Source organism: Vibrio sp. VB16 (assembly GCF_015594925.2).
Lineage (GTDB): Bacteria > Pseudomonadota > Gammaproteobacteria > Enterobacterales > Vibrionaceae > Vibrio.
Genome location: NZ_CP087590.1, coordinates 2,163,630 through 2,186,373 on the forward strand (window position 1 = coordinate 2,163,630; position 22,744 = coordinate 2,186,373).

19 protein-coding genes are annotated in these 22,744 nt (G+C 43.9%); 13 read left to right on the forward strand and 6 right to left on the reverse strand.

Annotation, left to right across the window (positions count from 1 at the left end):
• Positions 1-216 precede the first annotated feature (216 nt).
• A complete protein-coding gene (locus IUZ65_RS09875) occupies positions 217-1,500 on the reverse strand; it encodes a serine hydrolase domain-containing protein (protein ID WP_195705072.1) in 1,284 nt (427 codons plus the stop codon).
• A 391-nt stretch (positions 1,501-1,891) separates the two neighbouring features.
• On the opposite strand from IUZ65_RS09875, the gene IUZ65_RS23410 reads away from it, so the two are divergent.
• A complete protein-coding gene (locus IUZ65_RS23410) occupies positions 1,892-2,026 on the forward strand; it encodes a hypothetical protein (RefSeq protein ID WP_269213760.1) in 135 nt (44 codons plus the stop codon).
• A gap of 235 nt (positions 2,027-2,261) precedes the next feature.
• Here the strand turns inward: IUZ65_RS23410 and IUZ65_RS09880 are convergent, their stop codons facing one another.
• On the reverse strand, positions 2,262-3,110 hold the full coding sequence (locus IUZ65_RS09880; RefSeq protein ID WP_195705073.1) for a MurR/RpiR family transcriptional regulator: 849 nt from the start codon (positions 3,108-3,110) through the stop codon (positions 2,262-2,264).
• Between the two features lie 100 nt (positions 3,111-3,210).
• Positions 3,211-4,818: a PTS transporter subunit EIIC gene (locus tag IUZ65_RS09885; protein WP_195703568.1), complete on the reverse strand. Its 1,608-nt coding sequence runs from the start codon at positions 4,816-4,818 to the stop codon at positions 3,211-3,213.
• Positions 4,819-5,452: 634 nt separating this feature from the next.
• Between IUZ65_RS09885 and IUZ65_RS09890 the strand changes: the two genes are divergently transcribed.
• The 3 genes from IUZ65_RS09890 to IUZ65_RS09900 all read left to right on the forward strand — a co-directional run bounded on the left by IUZ65_RS09890 (position 5,453) and on the right by IUZ65_RS09900 (position 9,186).
• A complete protein-coding gene (locus IUZ65_RS09890; RefSeq protein WP_195703569.1) occupies positions 5,453-6,316 on the forward strand; it encodes an AraC family transcriptional regulator in 864 nt (287 codons plus the stop codon).
• 56 nt (positions 6,317-6,372) lie between these two features.
• Positions 6,373-7,752, forward strand: coding sequence for an MATE family efflux transporter (locus IUZ65_RS09895; protein ID WP_195703570.1), 1,380 nt, complete (start codon positions 6,373-6,375; stop codon positions 7,750-7,752).
• A 438-nt stretch (positions 7,753-8,190) separates the two neighbouring features.
• Positions 8,191-9,186: an MBL fold metallo-hydrolase gene (locus IUZ65_RS09900; protein WP_195703571.1), complete on the forward strand. Its 996-nt coding sequence runs from the start codon at positions 8,191-8,193 to the stop codon at positions 9,184-9,186.
• A gap of 111 nt (positions 9,187-9,297) precedes the next feature.
• On the opposite strand, the gene IUZ65_RS09905 is transcribed toward IUZ65_RS09900, so the two are convergent.
• On the reverse strand, positions 9,298-9,732 hold the full coding sequence (locus IUZ65_RS09905; RefSeq protein WP_195703572.1) for a universal stress protein: 435 nt from the start codon (positions 9,730-9,732) through the stop codon (positions 9,298-9,300).
• 145 nt (positions 9,733-9,877) lie between these two features.
• Positions 9,878-10,774: a LysR family transcriptional regulator gene (locus tag IUZ65_RS09910; RefSeq protein WP_195703573.1), complete on the reverse strand. Its 897-nt coding sequence runs from the start codon at positions 10,772-10,774 to the stop codon at positions 9,878-9,880.
• Between the two features lie 108 nt (positions 10,775-10,882).
• Here IUZ65_RS09910 and IUZ65_RS09915 point away from each other — a divergent pair, with 108 nt between their 5' ends.
• The 4 genes from IUZ65_RS09915 (at position 10,883) to IUZ65_RS09930 (ending at position 13,617) form a co-directional block, all read left to right on the forward strand.
• On the forward strand, positions 10,883-11,632 hold the full coding sequence (locus IUZ65_RS09915) for an NAD(P)-dependent oxidoreductase (RefSeq protein WP_195703574.1): 750 nt from the start codon (positions 10,883-10,885) through the stop codon (positions 11,630-11,632).
• A 151-nt stretch (positions 11,633-11,783) separates the two neighbouring features.
• Positions 11,784-12,203 carry a MarR family winged helix-turn-helix transcriptional regulator gene (locus tag IUZ65_RS09920; protein ID WP_195703575.1) on the forward strand — a complete coding sequence of 140 codons (420 nt, stop codon included), beginning with the start codon at positions 11,784-11,786 and terminating at the stop codon, positions 12,201-12,203.
• Positions 12,204-12,255: 52 nt separating this feature from the next.
• Positions 12,256-12,786 carry an AAA family ATPase gene (locus IUZ65_RS09925; protein ID WP_195703576.1) on the forward strand — a complete coding sequence of 177 codons (531 nt, stop codon included), beginning with the start codon at positions 12,256-12,258 and terminating at the stop codon, positions 12,784-12,786.
• Positions 12,787-12,897: 111 nt separating this feature from the next.
• Entirely contained in the window at positions 12,898-13,617 is a 720-nt protein-coding gene (locus tag IUZ65_RS09930) for an SDR family NAD(P)-dependent oxidoreductase (RefSeq protein WP_195703577.1), read from the forward strand.
• Between the two features lie 54 nt (positions 13,618-13,671).
• On the opposite strand, the gene IUZ65_RS09935 is transcribed toward IUZ65_RS09930, so the two are convergent.
• A complete protein-coding gene (locus tag IUZ65_RS09935; RefSeq protein ID WP_195703578.1) occupies positions 13,672-15,033 on the reverse strand; it encodes a formimidoylglutamate deiminase in 1,362 nt (453 codons plus the stop codon).
• A gap of 73 nt (positions 15,034-15,106) precedes the next feature.
• Between IUZ65_RS09935 and hutC the strand changes: the two genes are divergently transcribed.
• From hutC to IUZ65_RS09960, 5 genes are all read left to right on the forward strand, one after another.
• The gene (gene hutC / locus IUZ65_RS09940; RefSeq protein ID WP_229638033.1) at positions 15,107-15,982 is read left to right on the forward strand and encodes a histidine utilization repressor; all 876 of its coding nucleotides are present in this window, start codon (positions 15,107-15,109) and stop codon (positions 15,980-15,982) included.
• 757 nt (positions 15,983-16,739) lie between these two features.
• The gene (hutH, locus tag IUZ65_RS09945) at positions 16,740-18,272 is read left to right on the forward strand and encodes a histidine ammonia-lyase (protein ID WP_195705075.1); all 1,533 of its coding nucleotides are present in this window, start codon (positions 16,740-16,742) and stop codon (positions 18,270-18,272) included.
• Between the two features lie 14 nt (positions 18,273-18,286).
• The gene (hutI, locus tag IUZ65_RS09950; protein WP_195703579.1) at positions 18,287-19,510 is read left to right on the forward strand and encodes an imidazolonepropionase; all 1,224 of its coding nucleotides are present in this window, start codon (positions 18,287-18,289) and stop codon (positions 19,508-19,510) included.
• On the forward strand, positions 19,503-20,348 hold the full coding sequence (gene hutG / locus IUZ65_RS09955) for an N-formylglutamate deformylase (RefSeq protein WP_195703580.1): 846 nt from the start codon (positions 19,503-19,505) through the stop codon (positions 20,346-20,348). Before hutI ends, hutG begins: the two co-directional genes overlap by 8 nt.
• On the forward strand, positions 20,338-22,347 hold the full coding sequence (locus tag IUZ65_RS09960; protein ID WP_229638034.1) for a urocanate hydratase: 2,010 nt from the start codon (positions 20,338-20,340) through the stop codon (positions 22,345-22,347). Before hutG ends, IUZ65_RS09960 begins: the two co-directional genes overlap by 11 nt.
• Positions 22,348-22,744 lie beyond the last annotated feature (397 nt).

Below are 22,744 nucleotides of genomic sequence, written 5' to 3' on the forward strand. Positions count from 1 at the left end.
TAGCTAGAGGCAGGGAGTAACGACGTAACGTACCATTTCGATTAGTAAATTGAACGTCGTAGATACGAGTAGGCATTATTTCCTACCCATAATTTACTAACCATAAAAAAAACGCCAGTCTATTGACTGACGTTTTTAGAGTTTAAAACATGTTATGTTCAACCACTAAATCATTCAGTGGTCGGGCCGTCGAGTAACAACGGTTATCTTACATTGCTAATTATTAAAATATTTCGCAATCTCACGGGCATAAGTCTCTTCTTGGTTTTTGCCAGTGCTGGTCGAGAAAAAAGAAATCACTAAGTCTTTATTTGGCGAAATGTAAACACCTTGTCCACCAACACCGGCCTTGAATAGATCCCCATCTTCAAAGATTGCATCAAATTGATACCCATTCTTGATGTTAGTGTCGTTGTAAAAAGAGTTTTCCATCATCTTACCTACATAACCTCCACCATAAGCTTCTGGGTTACCAGAATTTTGGATTAACTTTATAACTTCGGTACTTATGCCACCATCGCCTAATTTTTCCGCTGAAGGAGTGAACAACATGCCGAATTTTGTCATATCTTCAATCGTTGTATTCATTGAGAAGAACATCAATGGATATCCTCCCTGTGGAGAAACAACCGTGTATGCGTCATTGTTTGCGCCCATTTTCTGCCACATATCTCGACTAATTATCTGATTCATCGGTAGGCCACGTACATTTTCAACAAGTCGAGATATTACGAATGTATTGATAGAGTTATATTCGAACGTTTCACCAGCCGGGGCCTTTCGTTTCATTTCAGCTAAAACTTCTAGTGGTGTTTGGTCAACATCACCGTCAAATACACCAATGGATACCGCCCATTTAAACCAAGGTTGGTCGGGGTTCGTGCGTGAGTCCGCCTCTGGTTCATCGTGCTCAGTTGCGTTCAAACCAGTCGCCATGTTTGCTGTATCGATGACTGATACTGTATCCCAATCAGAGCCTTTTAATTCTGGGATGTATTGAGATACTGGGTCATTAGGGTTAACTTTGCCCTCGTTTACCAATTTAGCTAGCTCTACACCTGCTGTGATTTTAGAGTTTGAAAACCAATTGTGCTTGTCAGTTTTGCGCATCGTGTTGTAACGTTCAAAGACAATCTCTCCGTTCTTCACAACGAGAAATGCATCAACGGGATAAGAATCTAAATGGTCGTTTAATGTTTTAGTTTTCCCATGTACCGTTGCTTCAATCTGACCAATTTTATTATCGATCTTATATGGAAATTGATAAACAGGGCCATCGCGCTCAACTTGAGCAGTAGGGTAAAAACGGCTTAGGTTTTGCCAAGCAAATTTCGATTGCTCAATTGGAAATTGCAGTTTAACTCGGTTGCTTTTTTGCAAGAAAAATTCATGAGTATTGTAAACATCTTTATTCGTTACTGAGTCATTTACGATGTCATTAGCAAACACAGCTCCTGCAGATAGAGCTGTTGTTATTGATAAAGCGATTAATTTTTTCATCATGTTTGTCCTGTTGATATATAAATGTGATCTAAGCAGTGTGCAGAAAATGCCACTACTGTTGTCTTCTTAATTGCAAATATAATACGATGAAAACTAGACGACTCTTAATCTCTTCCGATGGATCAGATCCATCGAATATTATTTGTAAAAATGTGAATGTTTTTTGTAGTTGAGGGGGTAAAAAATTATTTTTGATAGCACCATCAGCACAAGAGGCTTTAAAGTGTATATCCCTGTATGAACAAAGATATGGATATCATATCCATGTGAAAAAAGTGCTTAAAGCAATGACAGAAAAAGTACATTACGCTCCGATTTACTACACATTTTAACCCACTATTTTTGTCCGCATAATGCGGCGTTATAACTACTTCACTAGGAGAGCATTATGGAAGCTATGAGTATTATAGGATTTATTTTTGGGGTGGCTGGTTTATCTTATGCCACTACGGCAAAACGTGATATCGCTAAATTAAAGCAAGAATTTGAAGACTTTAAGGTATCTCTAGAGACATTACGGTGAGCTTAGAGGTTTGAGTTGCTAATGCCAAACCTGAACAACACCAAACTCCCCCCTACTCGCTCGCGACTATCTGTCGACGCTTTACGCTACTTGCACGGATAAAAACGAGTTAGAGAATAAAACGATGACTAACTATTTGAATGAGATGATTACAAAAGATGAGCTGCGAGGTGCTTCTCGCCTTTAAGTTACTTATGCATTCTCACGCCAGAGTGAACTGACCCCCAATAGCTGGTTAAACCATAAATTGCATTGTCACTTCGGCAGTTTCGGTAACCGCCTTTGAATACTGCTCGTACTCATCCACCAACTGGTTAATTAGAATATCTATCAGAAGCAACGCGCTTACTTTTGAGGCAAATGATCCGCCAGTTAACGGCCCTTCAGGACAAGCCGCCACTAAAACCTCGTCTGAATTTTCTGAAAGCGGGCTGTGACGAATGTTCGTTAAGCTAACCACGGGAACCTGTTGGCCTTGCGCTTTCTTGGCGGTATACACAACATCTTTAGTAGAACCTGAGCTTGATATTACAAACCACATATCGCCTTGCTTAGATGTAACCGAGCGCATGGCAGCAATGTGTGTGTCTTCAAATATTATCGAGCATTTACCAATACGTGTTAAACGGTAAGAAAGGTAGTGACCTACTACATTAGACGCGCCGACACCCATACAATAAATATTATTAGATTCATGGATTAATTTACAGATGCGCTGAACCTGCGTTCTATCAATTAAATCACTGGTGTCCTGCAAGCTAGTCATCGCATTTTTAGTGGCAACATGAATCAAATCACTATTCTCACTGCGTTTTGTCTTTTTTTGACGAGCTTGTGGCTGATTAATCTCAATCGCCAACGCCATGCGAAAATCAGAATACCCTTTAAACCCTAGATCTCTACAAAGACGAATAACCGTTGCTTCACTCGTTGCCGTTTCTCTCGCAAGTACAGTAATCGTAAAATACTGAACACTATCAGAGTTTGACAAAATAAAGTTGGCAACATTCTTGAGCTTGGGACTGTAGTCGTCAATGTTATAACGCAGTCGAGTGAGCATGTTAGTTTGAATAGGCGTGTTCATGATGAGTTTCATTCTATTTTCTTTCGCTACGAGTATAACTCAAGTCGCTACGAAAAAAACAAGAACCCAACGGGCGTTGGGTTCATTTATTCATAAGTTGCTATAGATTATACTTTTCTATGATCTGATTCTTATAGGTTTCAGCTTGGGTCCCGTATATTATTTGAACGCCGTCACCAGAACGAATCACTCCTTTTGCATTCAATGATTTCCAAACATCATCATCCGTTACTAATGCGCTGTCTATTACTCTTACACGCAAGCGTGTAATACAAGCATCTAACGTAGCAATATTCTCTACACCGCCTAGGTTTGTTACTATATCGTCGATTAAACCGGAGTCTTTACCATTATAATCTTTGCGAGTGTAAAGCTTGTTGTCCGAGTCATTACGACCAGGTGTTGAATAGTTAAACTTACGGATCATAAAGCTAAATACATAATAATAAACCACAGCGTAGACCGGACCCAAGATCAGAATCCATTGGTACGATGTTTTCGCAGTGCCTTGCAATAGGCCGAAGAACGTAAAGTCGATAATACCGCGAGAGAACGTTATACCAACCGCCACATCGAGCATATGCATGAGCATATATGCCACACCTTCAAGTACCGCATGAATGGCGTAAAGTGCTGGTGCAACAAACAGAAAAGTAAACTCTAAAGGCTCAGTAATACCCGTTAAGAATGAAGTAAGCGCGGCTGAAATCAAAATGCCTTTTACTTTCGCTTTGTTCTTATCATCCGCACAGCGATACATAGCTAAAGCGGCGGCAGGAAGACCAAACATCATTGGCAAGAAGCCGCCGGTCATTGTGCGCGTCGCTTCTGAACTAAAATGAACAGTGGTTGGATCAGCGAGTTGAGCGAAGAAAATTTTCTGCCCACCAGAGACGAATTCACCCGCGACTTCTTGAACACCGCCAAGCTCGGTATACCAGAACAATGGGTATATCGCGTGGTGCAGTCCAAATACATTCAGCAATCTCATTAATGAACCATAGAAGAAAGTACCTATATATCCCATAGCAGAGAATGCTTCACCTGCGAATATAATAGATTTAAAAATAGGTGGCCAAATAAAGGGGAAAAAGAAGGCGAGAGGAATAAAGAGCAGCATGGTCATCACTGGCACAAAACGATTACCACTGAAGAAAGCTAAGTAATCAGGCAGAGCGACATTCGAGAAGCGATTGGTAATAAAAGCCGACAGTAAACCACATACGATACCACCAAACACACCCGTTTGAAGTGTAAAAATACCTAGTTCTTTCGTGTACAGCGATGTTAAACCAACCGCGCCGTCTGGGGTTGCGCCTGCAGCAATAAGTGCGTCAACGGTTGTTGTTTCAGGTGTAAGACCCTGAAAGCCCAATAACGTACCGATGACGGTATGGAATAGAAGAAAACCTAATACAGCCGATAACGCAGCGGTTTCCTTATTTTTGTTCGCCATACCAATAGCCACACCAACCGCAAACAAAAGCGGTAAGTTTGCAAATACAAATAAACCCGATTTAAAACACAACACTAGGAACTGGTTAGCCACGGTTCCTGGGGCTAAAAAGGTTAGATTATAAGTCTCGATGAGTGGCCCACTGGTAAAAGCACCACCAACACCGAGCAAAATTCCCGCGATGGGGAGAACGGCAATAGGCAGCATGAATGCCCTACCGATTTGTTGAAGCACTGAAAAAATATTGTTCATATCTTCTCCATTAATTAATTGTTTTAAAAGAAATTTCATTTCTTTTGATGAGTAAAAATATTCATTGGATCGCCTTGATAGTAGACGTATGAAGATTTTCTTCAAATAAAATGGAGAAAATGTGTGATCTGTATTGAAAATTATTTTCATAGCAAATGAAACATATCTTCATAAATGTGACCAATTCATCACCACTACCCCACACAGTAATAACCATATTGAAATGCGAGCAATTTTGTCTTCTCTATGCACCAAGTGCAAGAGAGGCAATTAGACAGAACAGAAATTATCGTTGTGATAACGGAAGCAGTTGAAAGCAAGAGCGTGCTTGGCTTAAGAAGAGACGAACTCTCAAGCTATTGATTTACTGGCGTATACGCACCTCATCTCTTGCTATAAATCTGGTGGCATTATTGAACGTATATATGAGACAAGATGATTATTAACTTAAACAATAAACGTACACATACTATTTAATTAACTAAAATAATTAAATAGGTAGCAATTTTAATCAAGAACTTCTTACCGCAACATGTAAAAATTCATCTGAAATTAACGTCTGAACCACATATAAAACAGAGTGCTTTAGATAACGAATAGCGCTCGAATAAAACAGCAAGGTAAGTCATATTAAATGAATAACTACGAACAAAATATTATTAGGGTTTGTGATTACATTAATCAGCACCTTGATGATGAGTTAACCTTGGATAGGTTAAGTGCGGTGTCGGGCTTTTCTAAATATCATTTTCATCGTGTTTTTTCGGCTTATGCGGGGCTTAATTTAATTAAATTCATTCAGATGTCTCGGCTGAAACGCGCATCTTTTAGGTTGGTGTTCAAAGCTGATATGAAGATTATAGACATTGCTTTTGAAGCTGGGTTTGAAAGCGCAGAGGCATTTTCTCGTGCATTTAAACGAGAGTTTGATCAAAGCCCTTCTGAGTTTAGAAAATCGCCTAAATGGCAACAGTGGCATAACAAAAAACACGCGCCAATAATACAAGCAGATAAAAAGGTTGGTGGCAAAATGGAAGTAAAAGTAGTTAATTTTAAAGCGCAAAAAGTCGCAACATTAGAACACCACGGTGCACCCGAGTTACATTATGAAACCGCTCTGAAATTTATGACGTGGCGTAAAGAAACTGGCTTGTCACCAATTAAAAGCAGTAACACTTACGGTATTCCTTATGCTGATCCTAATGTCGTTAAGGCGGCGGATTTTCGGTTCGATTTGTGTGGGTCGGTGACAGAAGATGTACCTGAAAATGACGATAATATTACTACTAAAATTATTCCCGCTGGACGTTGCGCCGTTATTCGAGACATAGGCAGCCGCGATGACTTAGCGGCCAATGTGTACTATTTATATAAAGAGTGGTTACCAAAACACGATGCACAGTGTCGCGATTTCCCCGTATTCTTTCATTATGTTAATTTCATACATGATGTAAACGAACATGAATTAATAACCGATATCTATTTACCCATTAAATAGCTTCTTTCTCTTGGTTCTTTTATTTATAAGTTTTACAAATTAGGAATGTTTTAAATATGCTGGCTTCTTCTAACAATATTTTTCTTACAGGGTCGTTACCTTTAGTATTTATGAAAACCGCAGCACCTATTATTTTAATGATGTTAGTAAATGGTTCGTTCTCACTGGTTGACGCCTATTTTTTAGGTGAGTATGTGGGCACTCAAGCTCTTACCGCTGTTACCTCTGTATTCCCTGCATTTATGTTACTTGTCGCCTTGTCGAGTTGGGTGTCTGCTGGCTTTTCTAGTGTCATGGCAAGATTACTAGGTGCAAATAAAAAAACACAAGCGATTGAAGCTTACGCACAAGCCATGACGTTATCTATGTTTGTTTGCTTGATGCTAATTTTATTATTTTTAGTTGGTGGCAAAGACTTGGTATGGTTTGTTAACAATGGTTCTGAGAGCTTATCGGCCATAAGCTATGACTACTTATCACTTATGGTATTTTTCTCGCCTTTATTATTTGTTCTTACCATTAATAGCGATAGTTTACGTTGTGAAGGGCAAATGGCTTTTATGGCCTTAGTGCCTTTGTTATCTGTATTGTTGAACGTAGTATTTAACTATCTTTTTATTGCGGTACTTAATTGGGGAGTGGTGGGGTCTGTTTATGGCACTTTACTGGCACAAACATTATCACTATTAGCGGTGTACTTTTTTCGCCGTTACCACAAAACGGTATTAAAGGTTTCTATTCTTCGCTTTACTGCAAGTCGTCATTGTTGGTCTGACTTTTTAGCTTTAGGCGCACCGACAAGTTTGTCTTATGTCGGGGTGGCGCTATCTTCTGCGTTTATTTTATATAACTTACAAATTTGGAGTAACGCGGACTACAGCATGACCGTTGCAGCTTATGGCATTATTACGCGGATCATGACATTTATCTTCCTGCCTTTATTAGGACTGAGCATGGCGTTTCAAACCATATTAGGGAATAACATTGGTGCGAAAGAATGGCTTAGGTCAAACAGTGCAATTAAAATCTCCATCGTCATTGCCTTTATCTATTGTTTTTGTTGTCAGTTGTTTATTTTACTGTTTAAAGATCAATTAGGTAGCGTATTTTTGAATGACGAAAATGTGAATGCAGAAGTAGCGCGCATTATACCCATTATGTCATCCGCTTTACTTTTACTCGGCCCGCTAATGATGATTGGTGTTGTATTCCAATCCATGGGGGATGCGAAAAGAGCCGCTATATTAAGATTGGCAAAGGTATACTTATTTACTTTACCTTTAATTTTTATAATGCCAATGCTATTTGCAGAACCAGGTATTTGGCTAGCGGGTCCGAGTTCAGAGTTTTTAGCATTGTTACTGACCATTACTGTTTTGTATCAACGTCGCCAAAAATTTGGCAATCCGTTTGGCTTGTTTTTTGAAGATAGATAATCTGCATCAAAAAGGACATGCACCTAACCTAAACAACACCACACTCCCTATACGCCCGCCACGACCTGCGGAATGCTTCTCGTCTTTAAGTTACGTGCATTCCCACGCGGGAACGAGAAAGGCGGGAGCGTGGGAACAAGAGATATTCTGGGTCATTGAGCGTTCTTTCTTTAGTGTGCTTAGGAACAAAGCGACTCATCTCTATGTTAATGTCTTTACGAACCTCGTTCTCTTGCAATAGCTTATTAACCTGATTAGGTCTACATTTTCTTACCTATAGGGTAACTTATTGTAGATCATGCTCTACTTGTTTTCCCTAGATAAACGGCCTATCGAATCAAAAGAGCATTTTTTGACACAAATAGGTAATATATTATTCACTCACTCGCGGTATCATATTATTTTCGCACAAGGAATGCTCAATGAATGGAGTTCTATATGTTTAAAAATCAATTAACGGTGTTACTTACCGCTTGCTTATGTGTTTTTTCTTTTATTGCTCAATCCGCCAGTTTTGATACTGTTGTTTTAGGTAATAAAGGGGGAATACAAGATGGTAACTTAACCGCTTTTTTAATTAAAAGTGAACAAGATCCTAATTATGTCATGCTCGATTCAGGAACAGTTGTCAATGGATTGATTGTTGCGGAGAAACAAGGCGCATTTAATCACATCACTTTGCCAGATAATTCAGCTTATACCAAAGTCGGCTATATTTTAAATGAAAAAATCAAAGGTTATTTAATTAGTCATGCGCATTTAGATCATGTAGCAGGTTTGATTATCTCCTCACCAGATGACAGTAAAAAACCTATTTACGCGTTAGAAGCAACCAATCAAGATCTGATGAATAACTACTTCAACTGGTCAGCATGGCCTAATTTTGCCAACAAAGGACGTGGTTTTAAGCTTAATAAATACAATTATGTTGACCTAAATCCTACTCAATGGAGTACGATTTCGAATACAACAATGCGTGTTATGGCAATGCCTCTTTCTCATTCTGGTGGTCAGTCTACTGTATTTATTTTAAAAAATAATAAAGATGATGTGTTTGCTTATTTCGGTGATACGGGTCCAGATGAAGTTGAAAAAAGCTCGGCATTGCATAGTGCTTGGTCAGCATTAGCACCTTTTATTGAACAAGGTAAATTAAAAGGCATTGTCATTGAGGTTTCTTTCACTAATAAAACACCGGATAAATTTTTATTTGGTCATTTAACACCAAACTGGTTGATAAAAGAATTAACGGTATTAGAAGAAATGAATGGTACAGGTTCATTAGAAGGGTTAAATGTGGTTATAAGCCACATTAAATACAGCTTAAAAAATGGTGAAGACCCTAAAGTTATCATTCAAAAACAATTAGCCGACAAAAACAAATTAGGTGTCAATTTTATCTTCCCAGAACAAGGGGACTCATTGCAGTTTTAACATAAGCGGTAGCGTGTATTGTATGCATTCCCACGCTGGAGTGAAATGCCCCCCAATAATTGGCTGTTTAACTATTGGGGGTCAGTTCATAGCGTGAGAGTGAGAAATCCCCTACTCGCCTTTCTTCTCCACAATTGGGTGCACCAAAATATCCACTAAACTGGTGTTAATTAATTGGCGAGAGGTCGAAATAAAGTGGCTCCAAAAATCGTGGTGATGACCGCAGATCAGCAGGTCAATTTCGTGTTTTTCTATCACGTCAGGGAGTTTGTTACTTATATTGCCTGTCCCAACTAACGCCACCTTAATCGGCACTTCCGAACGGCTAATGAAACGTTCAAAGTAACGGTTGGTTTTTTCCGAAACGTTTGACTTACTCTCCGACAAATTCATGTCGAAAAATTCAGTGTAAATTTCCCCGTGGGTGCTATCAATATAAATCAGTGAGACATCGGCGTTAAACTTTTTGGCGTAAACCGCCGCCTTGTCTATGAGTGAGTCACTTTCGTCTGAAAGCTCTACGGCAACTAGAATGTGTTTATACATACGGCTACTTCCTCAACCTGTTAATACAAGATATCGTTATTACATGAAGTAGAATACCACTACAGAACGTTTGATTTTGCTCGTGAATTCGCATTTTTCTGATGTTCGATAAAACAAGATTAGACGTCCAAAATCAACGTAAATACTACTCCAACAAATCCAACAGCTCAGCGGCAATAAAATCAAACACCACTCTCACTCGGCGGCTGGTATTAAGCTCACGGTGTGTCGTCAACCATATAGGAAAGACAAACGGGTCAAGTTCGGTTGGTACTCGTTCTACCAACGGTTCCGAGTCACCGATATTCTCGGGCATGATGCCAATGCCTAAGCCCTGTTTTACCAGCTCCCAGTGCGTAATGTAGTTTTCACTGATGATAGGGAAATTATCATGCGTAAGATGTAGGCCCCGGCTATTAAGCTCTTTGATCAACATTCCGCTGCGGTCGAAGCTGATGTAACTGGCCTTATTAAGATCATCAATACAGCGTGGGCTGCCCATCTCATTAAGGTAAGCGGGTGTAGCGTAAAAACGAGCCGCCACTTCCTTTATCTTTCTCGCAATCAACTCAGGCTGCGTAGGTCGAAAGTTTCGAATGGCAATGTCTGCCTCTCGGCGCATTAGATCGCTGGTTTTGTTGGTAGAGACAATCTCTATGCGAATCTGCGGGTGTTGCTTGCGCAGCTTCGCAATGATCTTGGGCAGCCAAAATGCCGCGTGAACCTCGCTGGCGCTAATACAGATGGTCCCTTCAATATTTTGTGAAATGCCACAGGCAGTAAGCGATGCGAGGTTAGCGGCGTTTCCCATTGCTCTAATATGATCGAGAAGCTCTAGGCCCCCTGGGGTAAGAATGAGCCCCTGCCCGACACGTTCAAACAACACAATGCCCAGCTCCTGCTCTAGCGCGGCCACTTGGCGGCCAAGTGTTGGCTGCGTCATCTTTAAAGCCCTTGCAGCAGCAGAGAAAGACCCCTCTTCCGCAGTGACTAAAAAGGCGCGAGCTCGATTCCAGTCAAAATTAACCGATTGCCAATCCATACGTAAATGCATACCTGTTGTGTTTATATCGACATACCTATCCTACATGCCGAGTGTTACGATCGCCATCTGAAATAGTAAAGAACCCACAACCATCAGGAAGATGTAATGAAAACAGTACTAGTGTTAGGGGCCAGTGGCGCGACGGGTCAGTTAGTGGTTCAACAGTGCCTTGAGAAAGGTATCAACGTGATAGCCATTGTTCGCGCCAACAGCGCACTGCCTGAGTGGTTTAGCGAGCAACCCCCTTTACAAGTGCGTTCACAAGCGCACTTACAGGTCATAAAAACCAATATCTCTGAGCTGCCAACCGAAGATCTAGCACGTTACCTTAAGCCGTGCGACGCTGTTATCTCTTGTTTAGGCCACAATCTCACCGCCAAGGGGATGTTTGGCCAGCCGAGAAAGCTCGTCACCGATGCCGTCGAAAAAGTAGCCCACACACTAGAATCAATGAGCCTTGAACAGGAAGTAAAGTTCATCCTTATGAATACAACGGGCAACAGCAATGACGATATCCCCGAGAAACCCCCGGTTTCACAAAGGATGATTATTTCCGCACTACGTTGGGTACTGCCTCCGCACCTCGATAATGAAAAAGCAGCCGACTTTCTTCGCCTTCAAATAGGCCAACAGCATAAACAGATTGAATGGGTTGTGGTTCGTCCAGACAGCCTGACAGACGAACCCTTTATCAGCCAATACGAGCTGCATCACTCACCGCTTAGAAATGTCATTTTTAACGCCGGCAAAACCAGCCGTATTAACGTCGCTAATTTCATGTTTAATCTGATCAGTGATGAGGTTTTATGGCACCAGTGGAAGGGGAAAATGCCGGTTATTTATAATCGCGTATGACTCGACATGACCAAATCCAGTCATCACCGGGCAAGAAATTGGCCGAAATGATACCTACACAATCAATTGTTGACGTTTTATTACCTTGATATATACTTGACTAATCAACTACTATTCAATTATAAGTCAACGACTACACAAGGTAATTATTATGTCTTTACTGCCACAATCCAATCTTTTAATCGAGCATTCGTTTATTAGTTCGGTGCTAAACAAAAAGGTGGATTCTTGCTTAAGCCCGCATGGTATTAGCTTTACCGAGTATACCATTATGTACCACCTGCACAGTGCTGAAGGGATGGCCATGAGCAGAATTCACTTGGCAAACAACATTGGTTTAACCGCGTCCGGCATTACTCGCCTTTTGGCGCCAATGGAAAAAATTCACATAGTGGTAAAAGAGAGTAACCCAAGGGATGCACGGCAAAGCTTGGTCCGCCTTTCTGCGGCTGGCGAGCAGCTATTCCAAGACGCCTCCGTCGCGGTTGAACACACCGCTCAATCTGCATTCTCTCTGTTTTCGAAGAAAGAGCTGCAACTGCTCAGCGAACTTAACAACAAAATAAAGTGAATATAACTAAAGCTCGTTCGCTTTAAAATGGTATTGGTAAGGTAAATCTAATATGAATAAAAGTAACATACACATTATATTTGGTCCGATTGGAGCGGGTAAAAGTACCTTCGCTCAACAGTTAGCGAAGCAACATAACGCCATGATTTTTTCCATCGATGAATGGTTTAAAACGCTTTATCTCGATGACCTGAATGGCATGCCAGAGCTGAATTGGACATTTGAGCGAGTGACGAGGTGTGAGAATCAGATATGGTTGGTCGCTAAGCAGTCTATAAGCTTAGGATACAATGTGATTTTTGACCTAGGGCTACTAAAAATAGCCGACCGAGAAAGAATCAACACACTGTGCGAAGCCCTGAATGTTGAAAAACACTTTTATTTCTTAACGACCGATCTCGCCACACGGCAATCTCGAGTGATAACGCGAAATACGGAAGCCGGTGATACCTTCAGTTTCCCGGTGTCTCCACAAATGTTTGAGATAGCAAACGACATGTTTGAAGAACCAAATGACGCAGAGTTGATCTATGCAAAGGTTGTTGATACCAGTAAAAACAGACGTCTAAGTACGTCACCATAATTAAGTCGGCATTATCTAATGCCGCACGCCGCGATAAAACACAAAGCAAGTGATCGATTGTTAGGAAGCACTCGTAGTGATACTTAGGGAAACGCATCTTTAAGGAATACGATGGTCAACAACATTGCAATTATTGGCAGTTCAGGTGCCATTGGAAGTGCGCTAGTGCAGCAGTTATCGAGTTTGCACCCGAATGCGGTTATCCACGCTTTCTCCAGACATCACTCGGCAGAAGAGACAGATAATCTACGCTGTCACGACATAGATTATGAGAGTGAAGGTTCCATTCAACAGGCCGCTCTTCTGGCATCGAAAGACGCTCCTCTTGATATAGTCATTGTTGCCACGGGTATTTTGCACGATGGAGAGCTCAAGCCAGAAAAGTGCCTTATGGATCTATCAGAGCACAACTTCCAGCGCTTATTTCAAGTGAATACCATTCAGCCTGCGCTTATCGCCAAGTATTTCTTACCCAAACTAAAACGTAAACATCGTACGATTTTTGCGGTTCTTTCGGCGCGTGTGGGTAGTATTTCTGATAATCGGCTTGGTGGTTGGTATGCTTATCGGGCGTCTAAAGCCGCATTGAATATGCTTATCAAAAGCGCCTCAATCGAGATTGGCAGAAGCAACAAACAAGCGATCGTTGTTACCCTGCATCCCGGAACGGTGAACAGCCATTTGTCTGAGCCATTTAAGCATAACGTACCAGAAGACAAGCTATTCACGCCTGCGTTCTCGGCCGCGTCATTGCTCAACGTCGTCGCAAACCTAACCCCAACCGATAGTGGCAAATGCTTCGCATGGGATGGCGAGGAAATTGAACCCTAGCCATTATCGCCGTTGATTCATTGTCAGCCTCAAACATCATCACCCACACGATGACTAAAATAAACGTTTCAGCAAGGCCGTAAAATCTTGGTTGGCTTGGTCTTCTTGGGCGTGCTTGAAATCACTAATCACCGGTTTTCCTGCCACATAAACATGGCGGATAAGATTCTCGTTACACGCAAAAATCCAACGATTAATGATGTCTTCATTTTTACTGGCGGCGATAAAAGGATGCTGATGATCAAGCACCATAAAGTCGGCTCGGTGGCCGACAGTCAATCCCAGTTTTACATTCGACGCCTGATTGCCACCTTGTTGTGCCTGCTGAAATAGAAAATCGCCAACATGATTTTGTTGCGGGTTATACAGCCTGTTGCGTTGCTGATCTCGTAGGCGCTGGCCATATTCTAATGTGCGTAATTCATCGGCGACCGATAAGCTCACATGGCTATCCGAGCCTATCCCCCAACGCCCTTTCTCGCGCATAAATTCAACGGCGGGAAACAACCCGTCACCTAAGTTCGCTTCCGTTGTAGGGCATAACCCTGCAACCGCGCGATGCTGGACAATCGACATCATCTCGTCGTTGCTTAGATGCGTGGCATGCACCAAGCACCATCTTTCATCTAGGCCAATTTCGTTCGCTAACCACTGCACGGGCCGCTGACCGCTCCAGCTTAAACAGTCTTGTACTTCTTTTTGCTGCTCAGCAATGTGGATATGTATCGGCATGTTATCAGGTGCTTCTGCCAATACATCATGGATTTGGTCCTGTGTTACGGCTCGTAAAGAGTGAAAGCAGACACCGATTTGGTGTAGGTCATGGTCCGCCACTATCTTTTGGCAGCCTTGATGAATAGACAGATATTGGTCGGTCGTATTGATAAATCGAGCCTGTCCTGCACTGGCCGATTGCCCACCAAAGCCTGAATGGCTGTAGAGTACGGGCAACAAGGTTAACCCTAGCCCAGCAGTATTGGCCGATTGAATAAGCCGCTGCGCCATTTCTTCTTTTTGGCGATAAGGTTGGCCAGTGTTCTGATGATGCAGATAATTAAACTCCGCCACCTGACTATAGCCTGCCTTTACTAGGTCGATATACAGCTGGGTCGCAATAATACCAACGTCGTCCGGTGTCAGTTTTTGCACCATCCTATACATGAGGTCACGCCAGCTCCAAAAGCTGTCGTTTGGATTTAGGCTCACCTCGGCCATTCCGGCCATCGCACGTTGAAAGGCGTGGGAATGAAGGTTCGCCATGGTGGGTAACGTGGGTCCGGTTAATCGAATCGCCTTATCTGCTTTCGTATCTTGGGTGATTGCCTGTATCACGCCATCAAGCACCTCAATACGAACGTTGTTCGCCCACCCTTCCGCTAGGAAAGCTTGCTCTGCAAAATACACTTGGCTTGTCATGAGGACCCTTTTACTTAACGTCTTGATGAATTTAGTGTATCAGAACTCATCTTGTCTATACAAGTTGTGTAATTTGCTATACAAAACCTGTTATGCATCCGAAATAGTGGTTATAATTCCATTTAATCAAACGATAACCACCGCTATTCTTCAATACGCACAGGTCAAACAAGGCACAACTATGGTCGAAACCACCAGCAGCATGATGTACAGCCTATCGGAATCGATCGAGGATTCTCCAGCGCCTATCTATGCCAGAGTAAAACAGGCCATCTGTGCGAAAATTGATAGCGGGGAATGGAAAACCGATCAGAGAGTACCGTCAGAATCTGAGATGGTGAAGGCCTTGGGTGTTAGCCGCATGACGGTAAATCGAGCCCTACGAGAGCTGACTGGCGAAGGCATATTGGCACGTCAACAAGGCGTCGGAACCTTCGTTGCGAAGAGCCTCCCAAAGAAAAAAGCGCATTCTGGTCTGTTCGAAGTCCACAACATTGCCGAAGAAATCGCGGCAAGAGGCCACCAGCACAAGGCCGAGTTAATAGAGCTGACGCAGTCTAAGGCCAACATGGAAGAGGCGATGAACCTTGGGGTTCGAACCAATCACCCCATTTTTCGTGCTCGCATTTTGCACCTAGAAAACGAGTCGCCGATTCAGATCGAAGAGCGTGTGGTCAACGCCACCCTCGCACCCGACTACGATAAGCAGGAATTTCAACATAACGCCACGTATGACTACCTAATGAAGGTAGCCCCTATGACCGAAGGCGAACACCTTGTAGAAGCAGTAATAGCCACACCCGAAGAGTGCCAGCTATTGCAGATAGACATAAGTGAACCCTGTTTGCAGATCAAACGCCGTACCTGGTCTAACGATCAACTGGTCACCACAGCGCGGCTTTTATCCCCCGGCTCTCGCTTTCAATTATTCGGTCATTTTGGACAGTAAACTCGTTTAATAAACAGTCTGCTTCGTCAGTTCTGTTAGTTTTCGTCAGTTCTGTTAGTTTTCGTCATCACTGCCAGTACCCGTCATTCCTACCACCCTACGTCATCCATGCCCCCCTTCGTCATCCATGCCACCCTTCGTAATCCATGCCACCCTTCGTCATTCATGCCCCCTTCGTCATTCATGCCAGCCAACGTCATCCCCATGAAAATGGGGATCTAATATCACCAAGATTCCCGTTTGCACGGGAATGACGAAGTATTTAGCACTAACCGAACAGCATTACACGAAAGTAGGAATCTATTTCCCACCAGACTTCCGTTTGCACGCAATTATGTTCGGCCAACGGAATCGAATTTTGTCATCCCGACGAAGACTGACCTGTTTTCACGACAACCAACGTCATCCCCATGAAAATGGGGATCTAATATCACCAAGATTCCCGTTTTCACGGGAATGACGAAGTATTTAGCACTAACCGAACAACATTAGGTTTTCACGGGTGTGACGGAAAGGCATTATTGGTGGGCGATAGTGGCAATAAACAATGGTTTGTTTACGCCTAACGTTCACCCACCTTGCTTTTTTTGATCGAAACTCGCTACCTTTGCCTAAAAAACTTGCACTATTTAAGATTTACTTTTATTGTTTATAGCAACTTGTATATACATGTAGCATCATCTTGTTATTCCTAAATTGGAGTTACTCATGAATGCAGCAAAAAAACGAAACAATAGATGTAATGGAGACGTGCCTGATGTTCGAATTGACAATAAATCCTGGAAAAATCACCTTGCCAGAGCTACGCGAAATTAGCCGTAATTCGGTAAAATTGTCGCTGGATCAAAACGCGATTGAAGGGATTCACGCCAGCACGCAGATCGTAAATGACGTGATTAAAGAGAACCGCACGGTTTATGGCATCAATACCGGTTTTGGCTTACTCGCGAATACTCGGATAGCCGAAGAAGACCTCGACACCTTGCAACGCAGCATTGTTTTATCTCATGCGGCCGGCATTGGTAAGTTAATGAACGACGCAACGGTCAAAATGGTAATGGTGCTTAAGGTGAATAGCCTGGCGCGCGGTTTTTCTGGTATCCGTTTATCGGTTATCGAGGCACTTATCACGCTGATTAACAAAGAAGTGTACCCCTGCATCCCACAAAAAGGATCGGTCGGTGCTTCTGGCGACTTGGCTCCTTTAGCGCACATGAGCGCCGTATTGTTGGGCGAAGGTCAGGCGCGCTATAAAGGTGAAATCATTTCAGGGCAAGCGGCCTTAGCTATTGCGGGTTTAGAGCCGATTACGTTAGCACCGAAAGAAGGCTTAGCACTGCTGAATGGTACCCAAGCCTCTACCGCTTTTGCTCTAGAAGGTCTGTTCCATGCTGAAGACCTTTTTGCCTCCGCCGTTGTCTGTGGTTCATTGTCGGTTGAAGCGGCACTCGGTAGCCGCCGTCCTTTTGATGACCGTATCCATCAAGTCCGTGGGCACCAAACCCAGATTGATGTCGCCGAGGCCTATCGTCACTTACTCACGGAAAGCAGCGACTTAAGCGAATCACATGTCGATTGCGAGAAGGTTCAAGACCCCTACTCGCTGCGCTGTCAACCACAGGTAATGGGTGCCTGCTTAGACCAGATCCGTAACTCGGCAAAGACCCTATTAGTCGAGGCCAACGCCGTATCCGACAATCCATTAGTCTTTGCCGCAGAGGGTGACATCCTGTCCGGTGGTAACTTCCATGCCGAGCCTGTTGCGTTTGCAGCGGATAACCTTGCGCTCGCGATTGCTGAAATTGGCAGCCTATCCGAGCGTCGTATGGCGTTACTCATCGATAGCAACCTTAGTAAGTTACCGCCGTTCCTTGTCAACAATGGCGGGGTTAACTCTGGCTTTATGATCGCACAGGTCACCGCCGCCGCCTTGGCGAGTGAAAATAAAACCTTCGCACATCCAGCTTCTGTGGACAGCCTACCCACCTCGGCAAATCAAGAGGACCATGTTTCTATGGCGACCTTCGCCGCCCGCCGACTGAAAGACATGTCCGAGAACACGCGGGGTATCTTGGCAGTAGAGATACTCTCTGCGGTTCAAGGTTTGGATTTTCGTGCCCCGCTTAAATCGACAGAACGGCTTGAACAAGTGCGAGCAGAGCTTCGCGCTCGTGTGCCGTTTTATGACAAAGACCGTTACTTTGCGGCTGATATTGAAAAAGCCAATGACCTGTTGATACAGGCGGTCCACAACGACCTTATGCCTGCCGGTTTATTACCGAGTAGCTAATGCCAGAGGTGACTATGAACAACACGCTAACATTTGATTCAATCTGGCATGGTTTTCATGTCGCCACCATGGTTGATGGCCAATATCAGGTGATCGAAAACGCCGCCATAGGGGTAACAAACCAATGTATTAGCTGGATCGGCAAACAAGCGGAACTGCCCGCCTATCAAGCCCAGTCCGAGCATGATCTTGGTGGCGGTTGGGTAACGCCGGGTCTAATCGATTGCCACACCCATTTGGTTTTTGGTGGCAACCGTGCCAATGAGTTTGAACAGAGATTAAATGGCGTCAGCTACAAAACCCTGTCTGAAAACGGAGGGGGTATTGCTTCTTCGGTCAGATCAACCCGTGAAGAAAGCCATCAGCAATTGTTCGACTCTGCAAAACGTCGACTGCTTGCGCTAATGAAAGACGGCGTGACCACGGTGGAGATAAAATCCGGCTATGGTTTATCCCTAGAGCATGAAAGCAAGATGCTACAGGTGGCTCGGTCATTGGGCGCTGAACACGCCGTTGATATCAGAACCACCTGCTTAGCCGCCCATGCTCTGCCACCAGAATATATCAACCGCCCAGATGACTATATTGATTACCTGTGCGATGAACTATTGCCAGAGATACACAGACTGGGGCTTGCCGACGCCATCGATGCATTTTGTGAAGGTATAGGATTTAGCCCGGCTCAGGTCGAGCGTTATTTTTCTGCCGCGCAGTCGCTTGGCATGCCCGTTAAGCTTCACGCAGAACAACTCTCTTCTCTTGGTGGTGCGTCGCTCGCGGCTCGCTATCAGGCGCTTTCCGCTGACCATTTAGAATACATCACCGAGCAAGATGTGGCCGCAATGGCAAAACATGGCACGGTCGCCGTGTTATTACCCGGTGCTTTTTTCACGCTAAAAGAGACGCAAAAACCCCCTATCGACTTGCTGCGTCGATACCAAGTTCCGATAGCCATTGCAACGGATGCCAACCCCGGCACGTCACCTGTCCTGTCACTGCGACTGATGATGAATATGGCCTGTACCCTTTTTGACCTAACCCCTGAAGAAGCCTTGGCTGGAACCACCGTTCACGCGGCTAAAGCGCTTGGTTTATCCAGTACCCATGGCGAACTCGGGATAGGGAAAGTGGCTGATTTTATCTGTTGGGACGTTGAAAGCCCCGGCGAACTCAGTTATTGGCTTGGTGGCAATCTGGTTAAAACTCGTGTCAAATCCGGAGAGGTATGCCATGTCTAGAATCGAAAATTCTTATCACTTTGTTCAAGGCGACAGCCCTATTTTGGTGAGTATTCCTCATGCCGGTCTGTCCCTGTTACCAGAGATGAACAAGGTACTGAGTAAAGAAGCGAAAACGCTGCCGGATACCGATTGGTACGTGACCGAACTGTACGATTTTTTGTCCGATCTCAATGTCGGTGTGATCAGCGCTAACTATTCGCGTTACGTGATCGACTTGAATCGTCCGGTCGATGACAAACCCTTATACAGCAGTAAAACAACCGGGCTTTTCCCTGAAATTTCATTCTCTGATCAGCCCGTATTTATAGGTGATAGGCAGCATAGTGAGTCGAGAAAAGACCAGATAAAAACCGAGGTTTGGCAGCCTTATCATCAAAAAATCACTTCTGAACTGGCCCGTATTAAGGCCAAGTTTGGTTATGCCATCTTATTTGATGCCCACAGTATCGCGGCAGAAGTACCGATGTTGTTTGATGGCCGGTTGCCCGACTTTAACTTTGGTACCAATGCTGGCGATGCTTGCTCAGACCATTTGTTAGCAAGCGTCAATAACGTCATTGCGACCAGCGGCTATAGCCATGTCTGCAATGGTCGCTTTAAGGGCGGACATATCACGCGCTTTTTTGGTCGACCAGACCAAGATATTCACGCTATACAACTGGAGCTATCTCAAGCGACCTACCTACAAGATAGTGTCGAAGGCTATCGGTTAGATAGCGCAAAGAAACAACAAATCAGCCCACTCTTAAAGCAGATGATTAACGCGTTATTAGAGGCAGCGGCACAATTGTATTCCCTAGAGAAAAAGAACAGAAACGAGGCCTATGATGAGTGAAATGAGTTTTCAGGAGATGGTTTTAGAGGGTATCCCTAAGATTCTTCCCCCAAAAAGAGAGAGGGATGAAAGCCTAAGCCATCCTCCGAAAAGAAAAGACATTCTGACGAAAAGTGAGAAAAAATTGGCCGTCAAGAATGCGCTCAGATATTTTGAAGCTGAACATCATGCTGTACTCGCGGAAGAGTTTTACCAAGAGCTAGAGACCTTTGGTCGAATCTATATGTATCGGTTTATGCCGTCTTACGTGATCTCTGCTAGATCGATCGACGAGTTTCCACACCGATGTAAGCAAGCGGCTGCGATTATGCTCATGCTAAGCAACAACCTTGATAACGCGATTGCACAACACCCTGAAGAGCTGATTACCTATGGTGGAAATGGGTCCGTATTCTCAAACTGGATCCAGTATCGGCTTACCATGAAATACCTCGCCGAGATGACCGACGAGCAAACATTGGTTTTATATTCTGGTCATCCTATGGGGCTGTTTCCTTCCCATAAAGACGCACCAAGGGTCGTGGTCACAAACGGTATGATGGTGCCGAACTATTCCAAACCCGATGACTGGGAAAAGTTTAACGCCTTAGGGGTGACCCAATATGGGCAGATGACCGCCGGTTCGTTTATGTATATTGGCCCGCAAGGCATTGTGCATGGCACGACGATTACCGTTTTGAATGCGGCCCGAATGATAGAGGATCGTGACCAATCCAAGCTCCCTATTTTTGTGACCTCTGGCTTAGGTGGAATGAGCGGCGCGCAACCAAAAGCGGCGGTTATCGCCAAAACCATTGGTATCGTGGCGGAAGTGAACCCGAAAGCAGCGTATAAAAGGTTGGAGCAAGGTTGGGTTGACGAAGTGTATGAAGAAATGGACAAAATGATCGCCAGAGTGAAGCGAGCGGTGGAAGAAAAAACGCCGGTTTCTTTGGCCTATCTTGGCAATATCGTCGACCTCTGGGAGCGGTTCGTTATCGAAGATATTACCATCGACCTTGGCTCTGATCAGACATCGCTGCATAACCCTTGGGCGGGTGGCTATTACCCGGTTGGGTATAGCTTTGAACAGTCCAATGAAATGATGGCAAGCAAGCCCGAGGAGTTTAAGAAGGCTGTGCAGGTCTCACTTAAAAGGCACGTCGATGCGATCAATAAGCTAACAGCCAAAGGGATGTACTTCTTTGATTACGGCAACGCATTTCTACTTGAATCTGGCCGAGCGGGTGCCGATATCATGAAAGAAGATGGAACCTTTAGGTACCCTTCTTATGTTCAGGACATCATGGGCCCTCTCTGTTTTGATTATGGCTTTGGGCCATTTAGATGGGTCTGTTCTTCTTCCGATCCAAAAGATCTCGATATGACGGACAGGATAGCCGGTGATGTGCTTGAAGCGATGTACAACGAAGCACCCTCTGAAATCAAACAACAGATAGCCGATAACCTACTTTGGATCAGAGAGGCGAAGCAGAACAAACTCGTTGTTGGCTCACAGGCGCGCATTTTATACGCGGATGCCGAAGGGCGAATGCGGATTGCAGAGGCGTTTAATGACGCCGTTAAGCAAGGGATAATCTCGGCTCCCGTCATTCTTGGGCGCGACCACCACGATGTATCCGGTACCGATTCACCTTATAGAGAAACGTCGAACATCTATGACGGCTCACAATTTACCGCAGACATGGCAATTCACAACGTGATTGGTGATTCATTCCGTGGCGCTACCTGGGTAAGTATTCACAACGGCGGCGGTGTTGGCTGGGGCGAAGTAACCAATGGTGGCTTTGGTATGATGCTTGACGGCTCAGAAGATTGCGACCGAAGAGTAAAATCGATGCTCCATTGGGATGTGAATAACGGCATATCGCGAAGAAGCTGGGCGAGAAATGATGGCGCTATTTTTGCGATTAAAAGAGCAATGGCCGCCGAACCTAGGTTAACGGTAACCATCCCAACGGTTGCCGATGATGCATTACTCGATAGCGTTATAAAATAAGGAGCCTTGGGGGCTTGCCCCCATAAAAACGTAAAGCGGTTCGGTTAGTACTAAATACTTCGTCATTCCCGTGAAAACGGGAATCTTGGTGGTATTAGATCCCCATTTTCATGGGGATGACGCTGGTTTTCGTGAGGACGACGAAATTCGATAACGTTGACCGAACGGCATTGCGTGAAAGCAGGAATCTTGCTGATATTATCATCAAAATGACGAATTACCGAACCGCTGTTCATATAGGTGGGGATCTAATTCTAGTCAGTTTTAACTTGGTTAATAGATAACATGTAGAAAATTCTCGTTTTCACAGGAATCTTGGTAGTACATATAGCCATAAAAAACAGATATTCTATCTCTTATGCTAATGTTATATCGTAATGAGACAGCAACACAAAAC